This window comes from Anaeromyxobacter oryzisoli, assembly GCF_022690765.1.
Taxonomy (GTDB): Bacteria; Myxococcota; Myxococcia; order Myxococcales; family Anaeromyxobacteraceae; genus Anaeromyxobacter; species Anaeromyxobacter oryzisoli.
On the sequence record NZ_JALCZA010000020.1, the window covers coordinates 39,107 to 62,800 of the forward strand.

Genomic DNA, 23,694 nt, shown 5'->3' on the forward strand with positions numbered 1-23,694 from the left:
CGGGGGGCCGCGTCCGGCGACGGGCGCGGCCCTCTTGCTTTACAGCTAGATCCCCGCTCCCCGATCGAGCTCCCACAGCCGCTCGTCGAGCGCCCGCTCGATCCAGGCGAGGTGCCGCTGCTCGTCGGCGGAGCCGCGGCGGACGACCTCGAGCACGTCCGGGGGGAACGGCCGCGCGAGTGCGCGGGCGTAGGTCGAGGTGGTGAGCTGCTCGTTCGAGCGCATCGCCTCTAGGGCCTGCTGCGTCCCCAGGCGCGCCCGCAGCCCCGTCATCCCGCCGAGGAGCGTGCCCTTCACGTCCGGCTTCAGCTCGGGGGGCTCCCTGTTCATCCGGAGCAGCACCTGGGAGAGCTCCACCACGTGCCGCTGGTGGTCGAGCTTGAAGGTGGCGAGCTGGTGCGGGACGGTGCCCTCGCCGAGGGCACCGAGGGCCCGGTCGTAGGCGAGCACCGCGTCGGTGTCGAGCTGGAGCAGCTCTTCGAGCGCCTCGGCGATCTCCTGGTTCGTCATCGGCCCCTCCCTCCTCGCGCGGTCCGAGGAGAAGCTGGGAACGCCGGCGACGCGGTGCAGCCCGCCGCCGGCCGCGCGGAGGGAGCGCCTCGCCGGAGGGCGGCGGCCGGCGGTGCACGGGCGCCGGGCCGCGCGGCGGACGGACGTGGGGAAGCTCGGCCGCATCCGCCCCCCGTGACCGTCACCCGTGACCGTCACCGTCACCGGCCTCTCCGTGACCCGTGAACCGGGTTCCGTGGCCCGTGGCCCGGCTTCCGTGGTCCGACGGCGTCGGATCACGGGCCACGCGCCACGGGAGGCCGGAGGCGGGCACGGGAAACGGTCACGGTGACGGGCACGGGCACGGGTGCGGAAGGCCCCTTCCCGCGACCGCGTGCGGCGTGCACCATGCACGCATGCCGAAGGTGCGCGCCATCGAGATCGTCGAGGATTGCACGTCGCGGGCCCGTCTCGACGAGGGCTTCCTCCGGCTGAAGCGCCTCCGCGCGGTGAACCGCCGCGAGGACGGGAGCGCCTCGCCGGAGTACCGGATCGACGTCATCGACCGCCCGACGCTCGACGCGGTGGCGGTCTGCGTCTGGGCGCGGACCGCGCGAGGCGTGGAGGTCCTCACGCGCCGCGGGCTGCGCCCGGCGGCCTATTTCCGGCGAGGAAAGCGCACCGCGCTGCCGGAGCGGGAGTACCTGCTCGTCGAGGAGATCGTCGCCGGCGTGCTCGAGCCGGGCGAGCTCGGGCTCGAGGCGCTGCGGCAGCGAGGCGCCGAGGAGGTCCGCGAGGAGGCCGGCCTCGAGGTCGCGCCCGGCGCGCTGCGACCGCTCGGTGGCCCGTTCTTCGCGCTCCCCGGGATCTCCTCGGAGAAGATCCACCTCCTGGAGGTCGAGGTCCCCCGGCCGTCCGGACCGGACCGCCTCGACGCGCCGGGCGACGGCGACGGCTCGCCGCTCGAGGAGGGCGCGTCGCTCGAGTGGCGGACGCTCTCCGCCGCGCTCCGCGCGTGCGACGCCGGCGAGCTCGAGGACGCGAAGAGCGAGCTCGCGTTCCGGCGGCTCGCGGCGCGCCTCGGGGCCGGCTGAGAGCTCGTCGAAGAATTCGACGAGCTCTCAGGCCGACCCGCGTGAGCGGGGCGGCGGGGAGGACGCGAGAGGGCCCGACCGCGTGCGCGGCCGGGCCCCCCTGCGCCCCCGGTGGGGGATCCCTACTGCGTCGTCACCGCCGCGGGCTCGGCGACCGGGTGGACCTTGTCCACCGGCGCCACCGCTCCAGCCCCCGTGCCGTGGCAGAGCTGGCAGTTCTGGTCGTTCGCCTGCGGACCGCCGGAGTGGTTGCAGTCCCCCGTCGCGGTGGCGTTGCACAGCCCGAGCCCGGCCGTGTTGTCGAAGTGCACGCGGTCGTGGCACGCGGTGCAGACCGCGATGGTCTTCGGGATCCGGGTGTTGTCGGCGGGATTCGCGACGTCCGCGCCGGTGTCCACCGTCGTGTCATGCGCCACGGCCGGCAGCGGCGGCACGAACGTGGTGCCCTGGTGGCAGATCAGGCAGTTGCCAGGGTCGTTCGGGAAGCCGACCGGGAACGTGTTCGTCGAGCCGCCGAAGCCGATCACGACGAACGGGTTCTGGCGGATGCGATCCCCGTGGACGGCGTGGATCAGGACCTTGAAGTCGATCGGCGCCTCGGGCTTGAGGGGCGGCGGGCTCGACGCCGACTGGCTGGCGAGGCGCTGACCCTCGTCCGTGGCGTCGGGGTTGTGGCAGACCGCGCAGACCTGGGTCGTGCCGGTCCGGTTCGAGCCGTGCGCCGTGAGGAGGCTGTGGCAGGCGTTGCACTTCGCCGTCGCCACGACCACGCGCCGGGCGGGGCCGTTGGCCGCGCCGCTCGCGTCGTAATACTTCACGTCGTTCGTCACGGTGAGCCGGAGGAACGTCGTCGGGTTCACCTGGAACGCCGGGTGCCCCTCGATCGCGACCGTGAAGGAGCTCCCGGCGGGGACGGCCGTCGGCGACGTGACCTGGAACACACCCGCCTGGCCGGAGACCGGCGTCGCCGTGGCGAGGGCGTCGATCTGCACCGCCTGGCCGGGCGAGGGGCTGCTGCCGGTGAGCGTGCCGCTCCCGACGTTGGTGTAGTCCTCCGACGGCCAGCCGATGTCCACGAAGAGCCGGCTCGAGCCGGAGCCCGGGGTGGGCGGGGTCACCGTGGGGAACGCCCAGGGCGGGTCCACCGTGCCGCCGCCGGAGGCGTTGATCACGTAGGGCTTGTTGTTGTTGGTCGGATCGACCACGTGGAACTGGACCACCGGCTTGCGGTCGGCGCCGAGCGAAACGGACGTGATCTCGTACTTGAACTTGGCGCTCTGGACCGCGACCTGGTTCGTGTGGACCGTCTTCACCTCGTCCGGCGTGTGGCAGTTCGTGCACGCGGTGGCGGGGGTGATGTCCACGGGGTGGCGGCAGGGCGCGGTCACGCCCACCGCACAGACCGTCGTCGGGCCGCTCCCCGCGGTCGCGAACACGTTGTTGTCGTGGCAGGACGTGCACGCGGCCTCCGAAGGCGCGGTGTTCCAGCGATCGGCGTTCGCGCCCTGGTGACACGCGGTGCAGTCGTCGATCGACCGCGGGAAGACGACGTCGCTGAAGTCCTGGACCGCGGAGGCCGGGATCGTCGCCGGGTTGCCCGGCGCGAAGCCCACGATCTCGAACTTGCCGCCGCTCACCACGGACGGGAGGCTGCTGCCCCGGTGGATCTTGTGGACCATCACCTTGAAGTTCACGGTGTTGCCGGTCTCGGGGTCGGTGGTCTGGGGCGAGTGGCAGGTGATGCAGAGCTGCGTGCCGGTGCGGCGATCGTGCGCCTCGAGCGTGCCGTGGCAGACGTTGCACGCGCTGTCCTTCACCACCTCGAGCTTCTGCGCCGTGCCGCCGTTCGGGACGAAGTTGAAGGTCGAGTTCGCGGGGTGGCCGGGGTCGTTCGCCGTCGCCAGGGTCCGGGTCGCCCACATGCCGGCGGTCCAGGTCTTGGCGCGGTCGAGATCGGTCCGGGTGGGCGGCGCCGAGAACGTGTACTTGAAGACGCCGCTCCCCTGCGACACGAGCCGCGCCGAGAGGTCCGGGTCGGCCGTCGGCGCGGCGTCCGCGATGGCCTGGTTCGCGCTCGGGAGCGCCGGCTGCTGCGCCGCGGCCCCCTCCTCCGGGATGAAGGGCTTGCCGGCGGTGCTGCGCTCGTACGCGGACAGGTAGTCACCGCTGTCCTGGAGCTGGGCGAGCATGAACCGGGGCGCGGTGGTCCTCGGCGCGACCGCCGGGGACGCGGCGCCGTTCTTGATCTCCTGGATGAGGTCGATCGGGTTGCCGGACTTGTCGGTCACCTTGAACGTGACCGAGGGTGCGCCGGTGGCGGGGACGTCCACCGACTGGATCGCGAGGTTCAGCTCACCGGGTTGCGCGGTCGGCGGGGGAGGCGTCGGCGGTGCGCCGCCGCCTCCTCCTCCGCCGCCGCAGCCGCCCAACGCCACGGCCGCGAAGAGTGCCCCCACCGTCGCCAGGAACGCGAATCCGCGCCACCATCGGTGTTGCATGCGTCCTCCCTTCAGGTCCGGCCGTTCCACGCGCACGCGCACGACGGGCGCGCAGCGCCTCGTGCCAGGGTGCCTCTCGGCCGCGCGGGCGGCACCTCTCACGGTGGGGGCGCACACACGAGGGCGTTGCGGAATACGATGGAAGAACCTGACGAAGGTCACGCCCTGGCGGCTCGCGGCTCGCGGCCCGGCCGACGGCACGGGCGCTCGCCCGGCGCCTTTCGCGGCGCGGCGCTCCGAACGTCCGCGCCTCTCGGCGCGCCTTCCCGTACACTGCGGGAGAACGGAGGACGCCGATGACCGATCGCCGCCGCAGCCCCCGCCCCGCCCCCCGCACGCGGCTCGAGCGCGACACGATGGGAGAGGTGCCCGTCCCGGCGAGCGCGCTGTACGGCGCGCAGACGGCGCGGGCGGTCCGGAACTTCCCGATCTCCGGCCTGCGGGCGCACCCGGCGTACGTGGACGCGACGGTGCGCGTGAAGATCGCGGCGGCGCGGACCAACGCCCGGCTCGGCCTGCTCCCGCGCAGGAAGGCCCGCGCCATCGAGCAGGCGGCGAGGGAGATCCTCGCCGGACGGCACCGCGACCAGTTCGTGGTGGACGTGTACCAGGCCGGCGCGGGGACCTCGCACAACATGAACGTGAACGAGGTGCTCGCGAACCGCGCCGCGGAGCTGCTCGGCGGGCGGCGCGGGGACCGGGCGCTCGTCGATCCGAACGACGACGTGAACATGGCGCAGTCCACGAACGACGTGGTGCCGACCGCGATCCGGCTCGCCGCCCTCGAGCTCGCCCCCGAGGTGCTCGCCGCGCTCGCCGCGCTCTCGGCGACGCTGGAGGAGAAGGCGCGCGCGTGGGACGGGATCGTGAAGTCCGGCCGGACCCACCTCATGGACGCGACGCCGATCCGGCTGGGGCAGGAGGTGTCGGGGTGGGCCTCCGCGCTCGCGGCGGCCGCCGGGCGGGTGCGGGACGCGCTCCCCGAGCTGTCGGTGCTCGGGATCGGCGGGACCGCGGTCGGCACCGGGCTGAACGCGGATCCCCGCTACGCCCGGCGCGTCGTCGCCGAGCTCGAGCGGCTCACCGGGATCCCGCTCACCCTCGCGTCCAACCCGTTCTACGCGATGCAGTCGCTCGCGCCGTTCGTCGCCCTCTCGGGCGCCCTCCGCGCCGCGGCGCTCGAGCTCGTCCGGATCGGCGGCGACGTCCGCCTCCTCGGGAGCGGCCCGAACACCGGCCTCGGGGAGCTGCGGGTGCCGGCGGTGCAGCCGGGGTCCTCGATCATGCCCGGGAAGGTGAACCCCTCGATGGCGGAGATGCTCGCGATGGTGTCGTACCAGGTGATCGCCCTGGACGCGGGGATCGCCTGGGCCGCGAGCGGCGGGCAGCTCGAGCTGAACGTGATGATGCCGCTCGTGGCGGCCGACCTCTGCCACGCCCTCCAGATCCTGGCGAACGCCGTCCGGGCGTTCGAGGAGCGGTGCGCCCGCGGCCTCGAGGCGAACGCGGAGCGGGCGCGGCACTACGCCGAGCGGACCGTCAGCCTCGCGACCGCGCTCGCCCCGCGGCTCGGCTACGCCGCCGCCGCCGAGATCGTGAAGACCTCGATCGCGACGGGGCGCTCCATCGTCGAGCTGGCCGTCGAGGAGGGAGGCCTCGCGCCCGCGGAGGCGAGACGGATCCTCGACGCGGCCCGGCTCACGCGTCCGGGGAGGGCGTGAGCAGGGGGGCAGGCGCCAGCAGGGACTCGCGAACGCGACCCTGCCCCGACCCCGACTCCACCCCGCGATCCATCGCGAAGTCCACCCGGGCGCGAACGGATGGTAGGCTCCGCGTCCCATGGCCGCGACCATCCACTACTTCATGCTCCCCGAGGACGAGCGGGCGGTCTTCCGGCACCTCGCGCGCCGCGACCTCACGCTGTACCCGGAGCTCGTCCCTCCCGGCTGGACGCCCCTGCCGGTCCGGGAGGAGTCGCTCGCCCAGCTCGAGGGGACGAGCTGGTACATGGCCGCGGAGCGGTTCGGGCCGGTGATCGTGCACCCGGTGAAGCGAGGGCCGGACAAGGGGCTGCTCGCGATCGAGGAGATCCCGTCCCCGGTCTTCCACTACGAGCGGTCGGTCCGGAACGACGCCGGTGAGCTCGTGGAGGGACGGCTCTGGGCCGAGCTCGACGTCACCGACGACCCGGGGGACCGCCGGGGGAAGCCGCACGCGCTCAAGGCGGTCTTCGAGGAGGTCCACCACCTCTTCCGGAAGAGCTGGCGACGGAGCGATCCGAAGGGCTTCTGGGTCGGCCCCGCCGCCGCCGCCGCCTGGAAGCGCGGGGAGCTGGTCCTGCGCGAGGCGGGGCACAAGGGGCGCGAGATCGGGGTGTGGCGGTGACGCCGCGCCCGCCCGCGGCGCGCTCGCCCGCGCCGCGCTTGCCCGGGGGCGCGGAGGCCGGGCGTTCCGCCCTCCGGATCGGGCGATCTCCACGGTTGACGCCGGGCGCTCGCCCCGGTACACGGTGCTTGACTGTGCCCCGTTTTGCTCGCTATAAGGCCGCCCTCGTCGCGGTCTTCGCGGTGGTCCCGGGGCTCGCCCTCGCCGAGGTGAAGGTGGCGGGCGCGATGCTCCCGGACGGCGCGGAGAAGGTCGCGGTGAACCGGTACCGGGTTCCCAGGACCTACGAGGAGACGCTGAAGTTCTTTCGCCAGACGTACGGCGCCCGGTACACGAGAAGGCCGATCGCCGATCAGCCCGGCGTGAAGGCGGTGCACATCGACAACCCGGACGCCAGACCGGGGCAGTGGGAAGGGCTGAACGTGTACGAGCTGAAGGGCGAGACCCGCGTCTTCGTGCTCGTGAAGGAGAGATGAGTATTGGGGGATCGTCTAATGGCAGGACGCCAGACTCTGGATCTGGCTATCTAGGTTCGAATCCTAGTCCCCCAGCCACTTCATGCAGCATCGGACGTTGACTGCCACAGCGTCCGAGGATAAAGAAGCGAAACCTCTGGCCCGTTAGTCTAGCGGTCAGGACGTCGGCCTCTCACGCCGAAAACATGGGTTCAAATCCCGTACGGGTCACCATCTGTGCCCCGCCAACTTCGTCCGGTTGGCGGGTTTTTTTTTGTCCGTTACCGGAGAGCCGGGCGATCCACGGGCGGCCGGCGCGTCGCCCGAGCGCGCGCGATGCGCCCCCGGATCGAGCGTCCTACCTTGTTGCTCGACGGCGACCAGCTCCCGCGGCCCCCGGGCACGAGGTGTTCGTGCCTTCGTCAGGCCGCGCGAGGCCGGGTGTGAACGACGAGGCGCGGCGGTCCCGGATCGACGGAGGTGCTCTCATGTGGAGCGCGGGCCTGATGACGAGTCGTGCGGTGCTCGCCACGCTGCTGCTCTCGGGAGGCGCGGCGCTGGCGCCGCGCGCCGAGGCGCAGGCGCAGCGGCCGGCGGGCGATCGGGCGTTCCTGGAGCGAGCGCTCGGAGTGAACGAGCTGGAGGTCCGGCTCGGGCACCTCGCCGCCGAGCGTGGCGTGTCGCCCGAGGTGAAGGCGGCGGGCCAGAAGATGATCGCGAACCACACCGCCCTGCGGCAGGAGCTGAGCGCGCTCGCGAAGCGCGCCGGCGGGACGGGCGTGGCGGAGCTGACCCCGGAGCAGCGGGCCGCCTTCGACCGGGTGGCGTCGCAGCCGGCGAGCGGGTTCGACGCAGAGTTCCGGCGCACCGTGGACGCGGGCCACGTCCGGGAGCTGGCGATGTACCGCGACGAGGCGGGTCGCGCCTCGAGCCCCGAGCTGCGCGCCTTCGCGGAGCGGCGGGTCGCGTCGCTGGAGCAGGCGGTGCGCGCCGCGAAGGCGGCGTCGCCCGGGGGCGGCTCGATGGGGGCCGGCGGCGGCCCGTAGCGCTCGCCTCCCTCGCGGCGCGGGCGCTGCTCAGCGCCGGGCCCGCTCGCGGGCGAGCACCTCGCGCGCCACCGCCAGGAACCGATCCACGACCGGCAGCGGATCGCCGGGGCGGCCCGCGCCCCTCGCTCGGCACGGGCCGCACCGGCCAGATCAGCGGACAGCTCCGATGCGTGGGAGGATATGTCCAGATGGCCGAAGAGGCCCCGGCTCCGCGACGGCTCCGTGTGCCTCCCGAGGCTCAGCGCGAGCGGGTGGCGCCCCGCGTCCCCGCGATCGCCCGGTCGAGGGCGTCGCCGGTGCAGAGGAAGCCGAGGAGCCCGCCCGCGCGGCGGGCCTCCTCGAGCGCGGGCAGCGCCCGCGGGTCCCGGAGCTCCGCGAGCTTCGACGCGGCGGCCCGCTTCGTCTCGCAGCTCGAGCCGCGCTGCAGGTCCTTCACGTACACGAGCGCGTAGTCGATCCGGCCCGCCTCGCCCCGGGCCTCGAGCGCGCGGACCGCGTTCCAGCGGACCCAGTAACGGCCGTCGCGGGTGCGCTCGGCGAGGGCGTCGTCGATCCCGTCGAGGCGGGCGGCGACGCGGACGAGGGCGAGGCGGTGGTCCTCGCGGGCGAGGAGGCGGAGGGCGTTGGCGCGGAGGAGCGGATCGGAGCGGAAGGCGGCGCGCGCCTCGAGCGCGGCGCGGTACCGGCGGAGGCACTCGCCCCCGTCGCCGCGGGCGCAGGCGAGGTCGCCGCGGAGCTTCTCGACGTACGGGTCGCGCGGGTGGCGCCGCGCGGCCGCCTCGAGGGCGGCGCGGGCGCGGGGGAGGTCGCCGGCCGCGAGGAGCGCGGAGACGTCGCGGGCGAAGGCGGGCTCCCGGAGGGGGAAGCAGAGCAGCGCCGCCCCGGCGACCGGAGCGGCGACGAGGAGGGCGCGGCGCGCGGCGACGGCGAGGCGCGCCGCGACGTTGCCCTTCGACTTCGTCCGCGCCTCGCGCGGCCTGCGCTCGGGGGGAGCGGCCGGGGGAGCCGAGGTCCGGGGCGTGGTCGGGGGCGAGGGCGGCCGCCCGTCGACCTCCCGCTCGACGGCGGGGGCGGGGCTGGCGGTCCCGGCGGGCACCGCGCTCCGGGCGCGCCGGAGAGGTCTCGCGGAGGATCCCGAGCCCGGCGAGGTGGCCGCGCGCCCGTCGTGGGCGCGCGCCCCCGCGCACCCGCGCGCCCGCGCCCGCGCGTCGTCGCGCCGCCTCGGGCGCCGGTCGAGCGCTCGCGCCAGGGCCGCGCCGAGCGCCGTCGGGAGGTCCGGACGGACCACGGCGAGCGGCGCCGGCGCCTCGAACAGCGCGCGGCGCAGCGTCTCGAGCGCGTCGTCGGTCCGGAGCGGCAATCGCCCGGCGAGGAGCGCGTGGACGAGAACGGCGAGCGAGAACGCGTCGGCGCGCGCCGAGGCGCGGCCGCCGCGCAGCACCTCCGGCGCGGCGCAGGCGACCGCCGACGGGGCCCCCGGATCGCCGGGATCGGGCGGCAGCCGGAGGGGATCGACTCCGTCCACGAGCGCCACGGCGCCGGCGGCGCCCACGATGACGTTGCCGGGGTGGAGCGCGCCGTGGGCGACGCCGCGGGCGTGCAGCGCCGCGACCGCCCGGGCGACCGCGCCCGCGAGCGCGAGCGCCTCGCCCGGCGCCGGGGGGGCGGCGAGCACCTCCGCCAGCGGACGCCCGGGCGCGAACGGCCGCAGGACGAGCGCGGCACCGGGGCGATCGATCGGGACGAACGGACCGTGAAGCACGCCCCCCGCCCGCTCCAGCGCGCGGAGCCGCCGGGTCAGCGCGGGGCCGGGGAGGGCGACGCGCCGGAGCACGGCGAGCCGCCCCGTCCCGCGGTCGCGGACGAGCGACGAGCGCCCGCCGGCGAGCGGGGCGACGAGGTCGTGGTCCGGGCAGATCGTCTCGGCCATCGCGCCGCTCAGAAGAGGAGCGCCGCCGACAGCGCGCCCTCGTAGCGCGCGTACACGTCTGCGACGCGCTCGGCGCGCGCCTCGGCGCCGAGCCGGAGGCGGTCCCCCACCCGGCGGGCGAGGGACGCGCGGAGCTCGCCGCCCGCGCGGACGCCGCCGCGAGGTCCGGCGACGTACTGGAGCGCCGGGCCGGCGTCGATCTCGACGCGCCCGACCGGCCCGGCGTCCTGGACGGCGGAGATCCGGGGCGAGGCGACGAGGAAGAGCGGCGGGCTGAAGAAGCGGGCCGCGAGCGGGTCGGTCGCGTCGCCCAGCCCGGAGCGATCCCGGGCGTACCCCTCCGCCCGCGCCGCGAGCCCGCCGGACACCGTCCAGCCGCCCGCGCGCACGACGGCGAGCATCGCCCGGAGCCCCGCGCCGCCCATCGCGTCCGCGGGGCCCGAGGCGGCGAGCACCACGCCCGCCCGCGCGCTCCCCTCGAGCCGCAGGGCGCCCAGGTTCCGGACCACCTGGAGCTCGAGGACGTGATCCGACGCCGCTCCCGCGACCCGTCCCCCGACGAGCTCCCCGGCGAAGGCCCGGAGCGAGTCGCGCCGTGGCCGCCGGGCGAGGGTGAGGGAGAGCGCGCCGCCGTCGTCCTCGTGCCCCAGGGCGAGCTCCCCGGTGACGCCCTGGCCGGCGCGCCGCGCCGCCTCGTACGCGATCGCGCCGTCGAGCTTCCAGCCGGCCTCGGGTCGCCACTCGCCGCGGACCGAGAGGTAGGTCCCCTGCGCCCGGGTGCCCGCGCCCCGGAGCGTCTCGAGCCCCGCCTCGACGGCGCTCGAGGTGAACGGCGTCGGCTCGGCGCTCCCGGCCACGAACGCGGCGAGCCCGGCGAGCCCGTACCCGCTGCCGCCCGGCTGTACGACCGCGCGGGCGCCACTCCCCGCGGACGGCTCGCGGCCGACCCGGAGGTCCCGCTCCAGCTGGGCGATCTCCCTCCGGCGCGGGCCGTACCGGTCGGCCAGCGCGCCGTGGGCGAGCGCCTGGTCCGCGTCCCCGGCCCAGGCGTAGGCCCGCGCCAGGCCCCGGTGCGCCTCCGGATCTCGCGGCGCCTCGGCCAGGACCTGCTGGTACTGCGCGATCGCCTCCCGGCTCGTCTCCTTGCTCGCCCCGAGCACGCGGGCGTACCCGAGGCGCGCGCGGCGCGAGCGGGGCGACTCGCGGAGGATCGCCTCGTACTCCGCGCGCGCCGCGGCGCGGGAGCCCGGCTCCCCCGCGAGGAGGTCCGCGTACTCCAGCCGCGCGTCGATCGATGGCCGGGCGGCGAGCGCGCGGGCGTACTCCTCGCGCGCCTCGGCGCGGCGCCCGGCGCGGGCGAGGGCGCGCGCCCGGGCGAGGCGCAGGGACGCGTCGCCCGGGTGCCGGGCGAGGAGCGCGCCGTACCGGTCGGCGGCCTCCGCGGCCCGCCGCGGGTCGTCGCCCACCAGCCGCGCGAGCTCCCTCTCCACCAGCTCGTCCCGCGGGTCCTCCGCCGCGCGGCGCTGGAGCTCCGCGATGGCCTCGTCCCGGTGGCGCCGGTCCCAGAGCAGCAGCTTCAGGTACTCGTCCCGGAGGGGGCGATCTCCGGGGCGCGCGGCGAGCAGCTTGCGGTACTGCACCAGCGCGTCGTCGAGGGTGGCCCGGTCGCGGGCGAGGAGCCGGGCGAGGTCGCGCCGTCGCTCGGGATCGTCGCGGACCTGGAGCCCCATCGCGAGGTAGCGGATCGCGTCCTTCGCCCGGTACCGGTACCGCGACCACTGGAGGATCCGGGCCTGCTCGAACGCGAGCGCGGCGTCGTCGGGGAAGCGCGCGAGGTGGCGGTCGAGCTGGGCGACCGCGCGGTCGGTCTCGCCGTTCTTCTGGTACGCGATCCCGAGCTCCCGCGACGCCTCGCGGCTCGACGGGTCGGCCTCGACCGCCCTCTGGAACGCCTCGATCGCCGCGCCGTAGTTCGCGATCCGCATGTTGGCCCGGCCGCGGGCGAGGTACCAGGACTCGGCGGCGCCCGCCGCGCCGATCGCGGGCAGGGCGAGCGCCGCCGCGATCCCGAGGACGAGCGCGGCGGGGACGGCGACGCGCAGCACGTGAAGGGCCCTCCCGGTGTTCGGTCCGTCAGGCGGCAAGGTAGCCATGCGCCTGCTCCGCCGGGAGCCGCCCGTCGAGGAGCGCGGCGCCGGCGCGCCAGACCCCGGGGAGGAGCCGGCGGGCGTGGACGATCCGCGCCCACCGCAGCGGCGCCCCGCGGGCGAGCACCGGCACGAGGTCGCCCGGCGCGGGCGGGGCCCCGAGGAAGAGGAGCCCCACGCCGCGGGCCGAGCGGTCGAGGATGACGGCGCGCACCGCGCCCTGCGCCCGGACGAGCACCGCCGGCCGGAGGGCCCGCGCGCGGGGCTCCTGCCTCCGCCGCGACCGGAGCGGCGCGAACGCGGCCGCGATCCCCGCGAGGAGCCGCACGGCCATCCCGAGCTGGGACCGCGCCCGGCCGGCGTGGGCTCCGGCGAAGGCACCGTCGTGGGAGAAGCAGATCCGCACCAGGGCGCGCCGCTCGGCGGGCGCGATCTCCGGGAAGGCGAGCCCCGCGCGCAGCGCGTGGCCGACCCGCTCGCACCAGACCACCCGCGCGCGCAGGACGAGCGCCTCGGGGGGGCCGAAGGCGAGCTCCACCTCGCGCGGCAGGGGCGCGGCGCCCTCGAGCGCGACGCCGGCGCCGGCGGCGGCGAGGTCCACCGTGGCCGCGTCCACGGCGAGCCCGGGCGCGGAGACGCGGACGGGCAGGCGGCGGCGGACGCGCTCGTCCCCCCGCCGCTGCGGCCGCTCCCACGCGACCGCGAGCGCGGCGAGCACCGCGGCGAGGTTCACGGCGCACCAGCCCAGGTTGAAGGCGTAGGCCTCCACCTCGATCCCGAACAGCCGCAGCTCGACGCTCCCCTTGACGAGCGCCCCGACGGCGACGAGCGCGGCGGCGAGCGTGAGCCGCGAGGAGGAGGCGTCGAACCGTCGCCGGTCGGTGACGATCCCCTTGGGCGTCACCTTGAACCCGAGGCGCCTCGGCAGGACGAGGTCGGCCGTCGCCCGGAACAGCGGGAACGCCACGAGGCTCTCGTACACCGCGCCCCAGAGGAGCCTGGGCCACCCGGGGAGGATCACGGAGGCGGCGAGCGGGGTGAGGACGAGGTGCGGGACGAGGTAGGCGAGGAGGACGGAGAGGTCGGCGAAGAGCGGGTGGAGGTGGAAGAGCAGGTACCAGAGCGGCGTCGTGAAGAACACGACGCGCGCCAGCGGGAAGAGGAAGTACCAGAGCGAGGCGAAGTAGCCGAGCCGGTGGCGGAGCGGCAGGCCGCGCTGGAGGAGCGGGTTGTCCCGGAGGAAGATCTGCATGCACCCGAGCATCCAGCGCCGCCGCTGCACCAGGTACGAGGCGAGGTTCTCGGCGGAGAGCCCCGCGGCCAGGTCCTCGTCCACGAACGCCGAGCGCCAGCCCTTCGCGTGGAGCTTCTGGCTGGTGTGGATGTCCTCGGTGATGGACAGCAGGTTGAACCCGCCGACCGAGTCGATCGCGGTCCGCCGGAACACGGCGCCGCTCCCCACGAAGAACGCGCCGCCCCAGCCGTCGCGCGCCCCCTGGATGGCGTGGTTGAAGAGGTCCTGCTCGTTCGGCACCGCCGCGCCGCCGCCGAGGGCGCGCTGGAAGATGTCCGGGTTGTAGAAGTGGTGCGGCGTCTGGACGATCCCGAGCCGCTCGTCCCGGAACAGCGGCACGGTGCGCTCGAGGAACGCCGCCGAGGGGACGTGGTCGGTGTCGAACACGACCACGAGCTCGCCGGAGGTCCGGGCGAGGGCGTTGTTGAGGTTCCCGGCCTTGGCGTGCTCCCTGGGCCCGGGGATGTAGCTGGCCCCGTGCGCGGCGGCGAGCCGCGCGACCTCCTCGCGGTGGGAGTCGTCGCAGACGTGGACGGCCTTCGCCGGGTAGCGCATCGCCGCGCACGCGGTGAGGGTCCGCTCCAGGATCTCGAGCGACTCGGAGTAGATCGGGACGAGGACGTCGACGGTGGGGTGGCGCTCGCCGGGCGCGAGCGGCGGCGCGGGGGGGCGGCGGCGGCGCGGATCGAGCCCGACCCCGACCTGGACCAGGAGGAGCACCACGGTGGAGAAGGCGTAGAGCTCCGCCGCGAGCAGCGCGAGGCTGATGACCGGCCCGAGCGGCTCGAGGAAGTTGAGGGTCTCCCGCGCGCGCCAGAGCAGGTAGCGGCCGGAGAGCGCGAAGGCGAGCGCGAGGAAGGGCGGCCTCGCCCACCGGCACCGGCGCGCCAGCGGCCACAGCAGGAGCGCGCCCGCGAACGGCAGCAGCGGGAACCGCGCCGCGAGCTCTCTCCGGTCGAGCGAGCCGAGGAAGGCGAGGGGCTCGTCGAACCGGCGCGCCGTCTCGAGCTCCAGCGCCCGTCCGAACCAGAGCCAGTTCTGGAGGTAGTAGGGCGTATCCACGCCGGCGAGGGCGCGCTCCCAGAGCGCGTCGAGCCGCTCGGTCCGGATCTCCGCGGCGAGGTCGGGGTCCACGACGAGGGCGAGGGCGTGGACGGAGGCGAGCTGGGGGAGCCCGTCGAGCTGGGAGAGCGGCCGGCCGCCGGTGGTGTAGCGATCCCGCACCCGCCGCTCCTCGCGCCAGGCCTCGCGCGGGAAGCGGAGCATGCGCGCGCGCAGGTCCCGCTCGCCGCGGCCGAACCAGCGCGCGTCCAGCGCGACGCGCCAGAAGATCGGGACCGCGTCGTAGCCGAACGCGGCGGGCGCGGCGCCGGGGCGCTCGAGCAGGAACGCGCCGGTCCGCGGATCGACGTGGACGACGTCCGGGGGCAGGGCGACGCCCCGCTCGACGTAGAGGAACCTGAGGAGGTCGTAGCTCCCCGCGACGAGCGCCTTCCACGGGTGCCGCCGGTCCACCGCGGCGAAGACCTCGTAGGCGTACGGCGCGAGGTAGGCGACGTGGATCGTGGGGTAGCGCTCCCCGGGGGCCCAGTTCCCGGCGCTGGGGAGCCAGCGGTCCCCGGCGCGGACCACCTCCCGCTTCCAGATGTCGTCGAGGAGCGCGAGCGCGTCCTCGAGGTAACGCGGCTCCCGGAAGCGGCGCGACGCGAGCACGAGGGCGAGGGCCGCGTCCTGGTCGGCGTCGGTCGCGGCGTTCGCGTCGAGGACCCGGCCCTTCCACTTCCAGGCGAGGAGCCGGTCCGCGCGCACCTGCAGGTGCTCGCGCGTCCAGCGCCACACCTGGTCGAGCGCGGCCCGGTCCCCTGCCCAGACGGCGCGGAGCATGGCGTAGGCCTGCCCCTCGGAGGTGGTGATCCCGCCCTCGTCCAGCGCGACGACCCGGCCGTCCTCCACGAACTGGTACTTGTAGAAGCTCCACAGCGCGGAGAGCTCGTCCCGCTCCCTCGCGCGTGCGTCGCGCGTTCGCGCCGCCGGCCCGTGACCGCACGAGAGGAGCCCCACGAGCAGGGGGAGGAGGGTCCAGGCGACCGGCCGCATGCGCCTCGTCGATGTGGCGCCGCGCGCGCCGTGACGCCAGGGTGCTCGTTGGGGCGGGGACCGGGGGGGCGACGCCCTCGCGGGGCTCCGGGCGGTGCGTGGCGGCGAGGCGACGCCGCCGGCGGGCGGCTCGGAGGGGGCCGGCGGCGGGCCCCGAGCGGTCGCGGTCCGCGGCCGTGCGGGTCAGCGCGGCGTCCGCGAGCGGGCGAGCACCTCGCGCGCCACCGCCAGGAATCGATCCACGACCGGCAGCGGATCGCCGGGGCGGCGCAGCGCGATGAGCTTCGTCCGGGGCGCGGGGGCGGCGAGCGCCCGGTACGCGATCCCCTCGCGCTGCACCTCCTGCACGGAGGCGGGGACGAGGGTCACGCCGCTGCCCGCCGAGACGAGCGCGATGGCGGTGGCGATCTCCGGCGCCTCCTCGACCGTCTGCGGCTGGAAGCCGGCCTCCCGGCAGAGCCCCAGCACGAAGTCGTACCAGCCCGGGCGGAGATCGCGGGGGAAGAGGACGAACGGGTCCCCGGCGAGCGCGCGGAGCGGCACCGTCCGGCGCGCCGCGAGCGGGTGGCCCGCGGGCAGCGCCACCACGACCGGCTCCTCCTGGAGCGCGTCGGCGACGAGCGTCTCGTCGCCGAAGGGCGGGCGGGCGACGCCGAGGTGGATCTGGCGGGCGCGCAGCGCGGCGACCTGGGCGCCGGTGCTCATCACCTGGAGCGAGAGGGCGACGTCCGGGTGGCGCGCCCGGAACGTCCGGAAGACGCGGGGCACCAGGCCGTAGGTGGCCGACACCACGACCCCGACGGCGAGGGCGCCGGTCTCCCCGTGCGCCGCGCGGCGCGCCGCGATCGCCGCGGAGCCCGCGCGCTGGAGGACGTCGCGGGCGCGGTCGAGGAAGACCCGGCCGGCCTCGGTGAGCGCGACGCGGCGGCGGGCGCGCAGGAGGAGCGCGACGCCCAGCTCGCCCTCGAGCTGCCGGATCTGCTGGCTGAGCGGGGGCTGCGCGATGCCGAGCCGGGCGGCGGCGCGGCCGAAGTGCAGCTCCTCGGCGACGGCGACGAAGTAGCGGAGGTGGCGGAGCTCCATCCTTCGATACGTAATGCGTATCGATACGAGAGCAAAGATATATTGGACATATGGAGGCCGGACGCGCACCTTCTCGCCCGTGATCTCCGCTCCTCCCACCTCGTTCGCCAGGGCCTCCGCGCCCGGCACGGCGGCGCGCCTGGGCATCGCCCTCGCGGGCTTCTGCGCGTTCCTCTCCGTCTACGCGACCCAGCCGCTCCTCCCCATCCTCGAGCGCATCTTCGGCGTCTCCAAGGCCGAGGCGGCGCTCACCGTCAGCGCCCCGACCATCGCCGTCGCGCTCTGCGCGCCGTTCGCCGGGGTCTTCGCGGCGCGCCTCGGCCACCGCCGGGTGATCGTGGGCGCCCTGTTCGCCCTGGCGGTGCCGACCCTGCTGGCGGCGACCGCGCCGAACGTCCCGGTGCTCGTCGCGTGGCGCTTCGCGCAGGGGCTCGCCGTCCCCGGGATCTACGCCGTCGGCGTCGCCTTCATCGCCGAGGAGTGGCCGGCCGAGGGCGTCGGCCGGGCGATGTCGGCCTTCATCACGGGGAACGTGGTCGGCGGCTTCGTCGGCCGGGCGCTGTCCGGCCTCGTCGCCGAGCGGGCCGGCTGGCGGGCATCCTTCGTCGTGCTCGGGATCCTCACCGCGCTGGGCGCGCTGGCGGCGTCGCGCGCGCTCCCCCGCGCCGGGGCCGCGCGCCGCCGCGCCGCCGGGGCCCCCGGCGTCCCCGCCCCGCCCCGGCTCGGGCGGCTCCTCTCCGATCCGCGCCTCGTCGCGACCCTCGCGGTGGGCTTCAGCGTGCTCTTCGCGCAGGTGGCGGTCTTCACCTACGTGACGTTCTACCTGGCCGCGCCGCCGTTCCACCTCGGCGCCGCCGCGCTCAGCGGGATCTTCGCCGTGTACCTCGTCGGCGCCGTCGTGACGCCGTTCGCGGGGCGCTGGATCGACCGGGTCGGCTCGCGGCGGACCCTCGCCACCGCCCTCGGCGGCGCGCTGGTCGGCAGCGCCCTCACGCTCACGCACTCGATCTGGTCGGTCGAGCTCGGGCTGGCGGTGATCTGCACCGCCGTGTTCGTGAGTCAGTCCGCGTCCACCGCGTTCCTGCGGATCGCCGCCCCCGCCGGGGGGCGGAGCGCGGCGTCGGGGCTCTACGTCGCCTCCTACTACCTGGGCGGCGCGGCGGGCGGCGTGCTGCCGGCGCTCGCCTGGCACGCGGGCGGCTGGCCCGCCTGCGTCGCGCTCGTGGCCGCGTCGCAGCTCTTCACCATCGGGCTCGCCTGGCGGTACTGGCGATCGCCCGGGCGCGCCGAGCCGGCGGTGGCCCTCGCGGCGTGAGGTGACGCGCCCGGCGCCGGGCCGGCGGCTACCCGAGCTTCTCGGTCAGCATCTTCCGGACGAGCGCCGCGTCGGCGGCGCCGCCGGTCTGCCGCATCACCGCCCCGAGCAGCACCCCGAGGAGCTTCTTCTCCCCGGCGCGGTAGCGCTCGACCTCCCGCGGCTGCGCGGCCAGGGCCTTCTCGACGGCGGCCTCGATCGCGGCGCGGTCGTCGACCTTCGCGAGCCCGAGCGCCCCGAGCCGGGCCTCCGGCTCGCCGCCGTGCGCGACGAGATCGGCGAGGAGCGTCTTCGCGGCGCTCGGCGTGAGCCGGCCGGCGTCCACGAGCGCGACGAACCGGCCGAAAGCGGCGCCGGGGAGGGGGAGCTCGCCCAGCGGGTGATCGCCGGCGAGGCCGGCGAGGTCGTTGAGGAGCCACCTCGCGGCGGAGGCGGGCGCGGCCTTCGCCGCGACCGCGGCGTCGAAGTAGTCGGCGGTCGCGGCGTCCCCTGTGAGGAGATCGGCCTCCTCCGCGGAGAGCCCGCGCGCCTGGTAGGACGCGTACCGCGCGCGGAGCGCCGGATCCGCCGCCCGGGCGTCGGCGCGGAACCCGGCCCGGGTCTTCCGGGGCGCGGCGGTCGCGCCCGCCGGCTCCTTGCGCTCGCGGGGCTTGCGCGCCTCGACCGCCGGCTGCGGCGCGGCCCGCGACGCCCAGGTGTCCTTGAGGGTGATCGTCCGGTTCCAGACCGGCGCGCCGGGGCGGGAGTCCACCGGATCGGCGAAGAAGTACCCCTGCCGCAGGAACTGGTAGCGCGCGCCGGGCGGCGCGTCCCGCAGCGCCGGCTCGACCCGCGCGCCCTGCTCGATCCGGAGCGAGTCCGGGTTGAGCGCGTCGAGGAAGCTCGGGGCGGCGTCCGGCTGCTCCACCGCGAAGAGCCGGTCGTAGATCCGGACCTCCGCCGGCGCCGACCGCCGCGCGTCCACCCAGTGGATCGTCCCGGAGACCTTCCGCCCGGCGGCCTCGCCGAGGGAGGCCGGGTCGTAGGTGCAGCGGAGCGCGACGACCTCGCCGCCGGGGCCGCGGACCGCCTCCTCGCAGCGGACGACGTAGGCGCCGGCGAGGCGCACCTCGCGCCCGGGGGCGAGCCGCCGCCATCCCTTGGGCGGCTCGAGGGCGAAGTCCTCCCGCTCGACGAGGAGCTCGCCCGAGAACGGGACCTTCCGGCTCCCCCGCGCCGGCTCGCCGGGCCACCAGGGGACGTCCAGCTCCTCGACCTCGCCGGCCGGCCAGTTCACGATCGTCACCGGCAGCGGCGCGAGCACGGCGAGCGCGCGCGGCGCGCGCCCCTCGAGGTCCCCGCGGATCGCGAACTCGAGCTTGCCGATGTCCACGACCGAGTTGTTCTTCGCGACGCCGATGAGCTCGGCGAAGGCGCGGAGCGCCTCGGGGGTGACGCCGCGGCGGCGCATGCCCGCGATGGTGGGCATCCGCGGGTCGTCCCAGCCCGAGACCCGGCGCTCCTGCACGAGCTGGAGCAGCTTCCGCTTCGACAGCACCGTGTAGCCGAGGGCGAGGCGCGCGAACTCGTACTGGTGCGGGCGCGGATCCCACGGGCCGAGGGAGTCGAGCACCCAGTCGTACAGCTCGCGGTTCGACTCGAACTCGAGCGTGCAGATCGAGTGGGTCACGCCCTCGAACGCGTCCTCGAGCGGGTGGGCGAAGTCGTACATCGGGTAGATGCACCACCGGTCGCCGGTGCGGTGGTGCTTCGCGTGGCGGATCCGGTAGAGGAGCGGATCGCGCATGAGCACGTTCGGGTGGCTCATGTCGATCTTCGCGCGGAGCACCGCGGCGCCGTCCGGGAGCTCGCCCGCGCGCATCCGCCGGAGGAGCGCCAGGTTCTCCTCCACGGAGCGACCGCGGTACGGGCTGTCCACCCCCGGGCGCTCGAAGCTCCCGCGCCCCTCGCGGATCTGCTCCTGGGTCTGCGAGTCCACGTACGCCTTCCCCTCGCGGACGAGCCGCTCGGCGCACTCGTACATCCGCTCGAAGTAGTCGGAGGCGTAGTGGACCCGGTCCCCCCAGTCGCCGCCGAGCCAGCGGACGTCCTGCTGGATCGCCTCGACGTACTCGGTCTCCTCGGTGACCGGGTTGGTGTCGTCGAACCTGAGGTTCGTCCTGCCGCCGAACGCCTTGGCGAGGCCGAAGTTCAGGAGGATCGACTTCGCGTGGCCGATGTGGAGGAAGCCGTTCGGCTCGGGCGGGAAGCGAGTCACCACCCGGCCGCCGTTCCGGCCGGCGCGGAGGTCCGCCTCGACGATGGCAGCGAGGAAGTTCTGGGGCTTGGGAGCGTCGCTCATGCCGCTGGAGGTGGTATCCCACCGGGGCCGCCCTCGCAACCTCGCTCGACCGTGCCGCAGGCCCAGGCCGGCACGCAGGGCGAGGGGGACCGAGCCGCTGGTCGGCCCGTGACCGTCACCGTGCCCGTGACCGTTCCCCGTATCCGTGCCCGCCTCCCGCGTCCCGCCTCCCGTGGCCCGTGATCCGACGACGACGTCGGACCACGGGGACCGGGCCACGGGCCACGCGACCCGGTTCACGGATCACGGAGAAGCCGGTGACGGTGACGGTGACGAGCACGGATCACGGGAGCGCGAGCGGCACGGCCAGCGCTCGACGCGGCCCCCGCGTGACGCTCGCCACGCTCTACGGGATCGTCTTCAGCGCCGCGTCCAACCGCGCCAGCGCCTCGTCCTTCCCGAGGATCTGGATCACGTCGTACATGCCGGGGGAGGCGGTGCCGCCCGTGAGGGCGACGCGCACCGGCTGCGCCACCTTGCCGAGGCCGACGCCGCGCGCGGCGGCGACGCCGTGGAAGATCTGCTCGAGCGCGCCGGTCTCGAGCGCGGGCAGCGCGGCGAGGCCGTCGCGGATGGTCTGGAGGACGGGGCGGTTGTCGGCGGTGAGGAACTTGGCCTTCGCCTTCGGGTCGAGCTGGGGCGGCGCGTAGAAGTAGCGGAACTGCTGGACGTACTCGCCGAAGGTCTTCGCGCGCTCGCGCGCGACCGCGCAGACGTGCCGCAGCTTCGCGTCGTCCTCGGCGGGCAGCCCGGCCTTCCGGAAGAACGGCAGCGCCTTGCGGGCGAGCTCCTCGTCGGAGAGCTTCTTCAGCCACTCGTGGTTCACCCAGGCCATCTTCTCCGGGTTGAACACGCCCGCGGTGGCGCCGACGTCCTTCAGGTCGAACACCTTCACGAGCTCGTCGCGGGTGAAGATCTCCTGGTCGCCGTGCGACCAGCCGAGGCGGACGAGGTAGTTCAGCACCGCCTCGGGCAGGTAGCCCATGTCGCGGTACGCGGTGACGCTGGTGGCGCCGTGGCGCTTCGAGAGGCGCGCCTTGTCGGCGCCGAGGATCATCGGGAAGTGCGCGAACGTCGGCACCGGGTAGCCGAGCGCCTGGTACATGAGGATCTGCCGGGCCGTGTTGTTCACGTGGTCGTCGCCGCGGCCGACCAGGTTGATCTCCATCGTGATGTCGTCCACGACGGCGCCGAAGTTGTAGAGCGGCACGCCGTCGCCGCGGAGGATCACCTCGTCCTGGAGGGTGTCGTGGGGGGTCGAGATGACGCCCTTCACGAGGTCGTTCCAGCTCGTGGCGCCGTGCTCCGGGACCCGGAAGCGGATGACGTGCGGCCGCGACGGGTCGTACGGCTTGTCGCGGCACGTCCCGGGGTAGCGGAACTGGCGCTTCTCGGCCTCCGCCTTCTTCCGCTGCACGTCCAGCTCCTCGCGGGTGCAGTAGCAGGCGTACGCCTTGCCCTCGGCGATGAGCTTCTCCGCGTACCGCTTGTAGAGGTCGAGCCGCTGTGTCTGGAAGTAGGGCGGGTGGGGGCCGCCGATGTCCGGCCCCTCGTCCCAGTCGAGGCCGAGCCACTTCAGGCCGTCGATGATCGCCTCGACCGCCAGCTGGGTCGAGCGCTCGCGGTCGGTGTCCTCGATGCGGAGGACGAACTTGCCGCCGGTGCGGCGCGCCCACAGCCAGTTGAAGAGCGCCGTGCGGGCGCCCCCGATGTGCAGGTATCCGGTTGGGGACGGGGCGAAGCGAACACGCGGTGGGGCCATGGCGCCGGACCCATAGCATGTTAGGAGACTTGCGTGAAACGACCGCTCGCCGCGATCCTCGTCCTGCTCGCTCTCTGCTCGGCGGTCCCCGCGGCCGCCGCCCTCTTCCGCGCGGCCAGCGTCGAGGAGGCCGCCCGGAGCTCCGACGCCGTGGCCCGCGGGACCGTGGTGCGGATGGCCTCCCGGTACGCGCCCGGCAGCGGGCGGATCGTGACGGACGTCGAGATCGCCGTCTCGAGCGCGTGGAAGGGCTCGCCCGGCGAGCGCGTGACGGTGACGGTCCCCGGCGGGCAGGTCGGCGGCGTCGGGCAGTATGTGGACGCCGCCCCGGTCTTCGCGGTGGGCGAGGAGGTGGTGGTGTTCCTGGCCCGCCGCCCCGGCGCGTGGCTCGTGAACGGCCTGGCGATGGGGAAGTGGACGATCGCCGGCGCGAGCGCGACCCCCGCCGTGCACGCGGAGGATCAGCGCTACAGGCCGCTCGCCGCCGGCGAGGCGCCCATCGCCCCCATGGCGACCGCGGAGCTCGAGCGGCGCGTGCGGGAGGCCCGGTGAGCGCCCGGGCGGCGATCCTCGCGCTGGCGGCGGCGGTCGCCGCGCCGGCGGCCGCGTTCCAGCAGACCTGCATCCCGAACACGAGCCCGAAGGTCTGCCTCAAGTGGCCCAGCCCCGCCATCGCCTGGAAGCTCAACCCCTGCCGGCCGAACTCCTCGCCGGGGTGCCAGGCGAGCGGCACCACGGATCCGGTGCTCGACGTCGCGAAGGCCTCCTTCCAGACCTGGCAGACCGCGACGCGCGCGGGCGAGGCGGCCCCGTGCACCGATCTCGCGTTCACCTTCGCCGGGACGACCGCGTCCCTCCAGGCCGGCTCGGACGCGTCCGAGCACCTCATCGTCTTCCGCCAGGGCTGGTGCTCCGCGGATCCCGACGCGACGAAGGATCCCTGCTTCTCGACCGCGACCTGCGGGAACAAGTTCGACTGCTTCGACGACGAGGGGGCGCTCGGGCGGAGCACCCTCGCCCTCACCAGCGTCTCGTTCGTGTCCAAGGACGGTACGATCATGGACGCGGACACCGAGCTCGTGGACTGGGACGGCGCGAGCGGCGCCCTCGCGAGCGGCGCCGATCCCGGCATCTACGTGACCTGCCTCGGGGCCGCCCCCCTGTGCGCGACCTACGGGCAGGCGGGCTGCGCCTTCTTCGATCTCCAGAACACGCTCACGCACGAGCTCGGCCACTTCATCGGCCTCGCCCACCCCTGCGGCAGCGGCAGCGGCTCGCCGGAGATCGACTGCGCGTCATCCCCGGACTTCGCCATCACGACCATGTATCCGTTCGAGTCCCCCGGGGAGACCTCGAAGCGCGTGCTGTCGGCCGACGACGTGGACGGGGTGTGCACGCTGTACCCGCGCGGCGCGGCGCCGGCGGCGGCGAGCCTCGCGCCGGGCGCCCTCGGGGCGCCGGAGCCCGCGAGCGCGACGGCGGTCGCGGCCGCGAGCGGGGCCGGCGCGGCCTGCATCCCCGCGGCGAAGAAGAGCGGCGGCTGCGCGAGCGGCCCGGGTTTCGCCGGGACCACGCTGCTCGCCCTGCTCGCGCTCGCGCTCCGGCGCGGGCGCGGGCGCAGTACTGCTCCGCACAGCTCATGAACCAGCTGACTCGATGTGCTCCGCAGTACTTCGCGGGGAAGACTCCAGGCCTTGCAGAAGAGCCGCAAGGCCTGGGCCCTCCCCGCGGAGCCCTACCGGGGGAGGCGGAGCG

At 75.4% G+C, this 23,694-nt stretch carries 16 protein-coding genes and 2 tRNA genes; 10 read left to right on the plus strand and 8 right to left on the minus strand.

Features of this window, described 5'->3' with window-relative positions:
• Positions 1-45 precede the first annotated feature (45 nt).
• Positions 46-510, minus strand: a complete 465-nt coding sequence (locus MNZ27_RS08905) for a ferritin-like domain-containing protein (protein ID WP_242393696.1) — start codon at positions 508-510, stop codon at positions 46-48.
• 395 nt (positions 511-905) lie between these two features.
• Here MNZ27_RS08905 and MNZ27_RS08910 point away from each other — a divergent pair, with 395 nt between their 5' ends.
• The gene (locus MNZ27_RS08910) at positions 906-1,583 is read left to right on the plus strand and encodes an NUDIX hydrolase (protein ID WP_242393697.1); all 678 of its coding nucleotides are present in this window, start codon (positions 906-908) and stop codon (positions 1,581-1,583) included.
• A 122-nt stretch (positions 1,584-1,705) separates the two neighbouring features.
• Here the strand turns inward: MNZ27_RS08910 and MNZ27_RS08915 are convergent, their stop codons facing one another.
• Positions 1,706-4,081 carry an OmcA/MtrC family decaheme c-type cytochrome gene (locus MNZ27_RS08915; RefSeq protein WP_242393698.1) on the minus strand — a complete coding sequence of 792 codons (2,376 nt, stop codon included), beginning with the start codon at positions 4,079-4,081 and terminating at the stop codon, positions 1,706-1,708.
• 296 nt (positions 4,082-4,377) lie between these two features.
• Between MNZ27_RS08915 and MNZ27_RS08920 the strand changes: the two genes are divergently transcribed.
• From MNZ27_RS08920 to MNZ27_RS08945, 6 genes are all read left to right on the plus strand, one after another.
• Positions 4,378-5,802: an aspartate ammonia-lyase gene (locus MNZ27_RS08920; RefSeq protein WP_242393699.1), complete on the plus strand. Its 1,425-nt coding sequence runs from the start codon at positions 4,378-4,380 to the stop codon at positions 5,800-5,802.
• A gap of 118 nt (positions 5,803-5,920) precedes the next feature.
• On the plus strand, positions 5,921-6,466 hold the full coding sequence (locus MNZ27_RS08925; RefSeq protein WP_242393700.1) for a hypothetical protein: 546 nt from the start codon (positions 5,921-5,923) through the stop codon (positions 6,464-6,466).
• Between the two features lie 134 nt (positions 6,467-6,600).
• Positions 6,601-6,942: a hypothetical protein gene (locus MNZ27_RS08930; RefSeq protein WP_242393711.1), complete on the plus strand. Its 342-nt coding sequence runs from the start codon at positions 6,601-6,603 to the stop codon at positions 6,940-6,942.
• 4 nt (positions 6,943-6,946) lie between these two features.
• Positions 6,947-7,020, plus strand: a tRNA-Gln gene (locus MNZ27_RS08935).
• Between the two features lie 60 nt (positions 7,021-7,080).
• Positions 7,081-7,155, plus strand: a tRNA-Glu gene (locus MNZ27_RS08940).
• A gap of 272 nt (positions 7,156-7,427) precedes the next feature.
• On the plus strand, positions 7,428-7,967 hold the full coding sequence (locus MNZ27_RS08945) for a DUF4142 domain-containing protein (protein WP_242393701.1): 540 nt from the start codon (positions 7,428-7,430) through the stop codon (positions 7,965-7,967).
• 241 nt (positions 7,968-8,208) lie between these two features.
• Here the strand turns inward: MNZ27_RS08945 and MNZ27_RS08950 are convergent, their stop codons facing one another.
• The 4 genes from MNZ27_RS08950 to MNZ27_RS08965 all read right to left on the minus strand — a co-directional run bounded on the left by MNZ27_RS08950 (position 8,209) and on the right by MNZ27_RS08965 (position 16,521).
• The gene (locus tag MNZ27_RS08950; protein ID WP_242393702.1) at positions 8,209-9,900 is read right to left on the minus strand and encodes a protein kinase family protein; all 1,692 of its coding nucleotides are present in this window, start codon (positions 9,898-9,900) and stop codon (positions 8,209-8,211) included.
• A gap of 8 nt (positions 9,901-9,908) precedes the next feature.
• Positions 9,909-12,005, minus strand: coding sequence for a tetratricopeptide repeat protein (locus MNZ27_RS08955; protein ID WP_242393703.1), 2,097 nt, complete (start codon positions 12,003-12,005; stop codon positions 9,909-9,911).
• 28 nt (positions 12,006-12,033) lie between these two features.
• Entirely contained in the window at positions 12,034-15,438 is a 3,405-nt protein-coding gene (locus MNZ27_RS08960) for a glycosyl hydrolase family 8 (RefSeq protein ID WP_242393704.1), read from the minus strand.
• Between the two features lie 183 nt (positions 15,439-15,621).
• Positions 15,622-16,521: a LysR substrate-binding domain-containing protein gene (locus MNZ27_RS08965; RefSeq protein ID WP_242393705.1), complete on the minus strand. Its 900-nt coding sequence runs from the start codon at positions 16,519-16,521 to the stop codon at positions 15,622-15,624.
• A gap of 79 nt (positions 16,522-16,600) precedes the next feature.
• On the opposite strand from MNZ27_RS08965, the gene MNZ27_RS08970 reads away from it, so the two are divergent.
• Positions 16,601-17,836, plus strand: a complete 1,236-nt coding sequence (locus MNZ27_RS08970) for an MFS transporter (protein ID WP_242393706.1) — start codon at positions 16,601-16,603, stop codon at positions 17,834-17,836.
• 28 nt (positions 17,837-17,864) lie between these two features.
• Here MNZ27_RS08970 and MNZ27_RS08975 read toward each other — a convergent pair whose 3' ends face one another.
• Positions 17,865-20,177: a glutamine--tRNA ligase/YqeY domain fusion protein gene (locus MNZ27_RS08975; RefSeq protein WP_242393707.1), complete on the minus strand. Its 2,313-nt coding sequence runs from the start codon at positions 20,175-20,177 to the stop codon at positions 17,865-17,867.
• 346 nt (positions 20,178-20,523) lie between these two features.
• Positions 20,524-21,939 (minus strand): glutamate--tRNA ligase, encoded by a 1,416-nt coding sequence (gene gltX, locus MNZ27_RS08980; RefSeq protein ID WP_242393708.1) that lies wholly within the window; start codon positions 21,937-21,939, stop codon positions 20,524-20,526.
• Positions 21,940-21,972: 33 nt separating this feature from the next.
• Between gltX and MNZ27_RS08985 the strand changes: the two genes are divergently transcribed.
• Complete coding sequence (locus MNZ27_RS08985) at positions 21,973-22,491, plus strand: hypothetical protein (RefSeq protein WP_242393709.1); 519 nt, start codon at positions 21,973-21,975, stop codon at positions 22,489-22,491.
• Positions 22,488-23,582 (plus strand): zinc metalloprotease, encoded by a 1,095-nt coding sequence (locus MNZ27_RS08990; RefSeq protein WP_242393710.1) that lies wholly within the window; start codon positions 22,488-22,490, stop codon positions 23,580-23,582. Before MNZ27_RS08985 ends, MNZ27_RS08990 begins: the two co-directional genes overlap by 4 nt.
• Positions 23,583-23,694 lie beyond the last annotated feature (112 nt).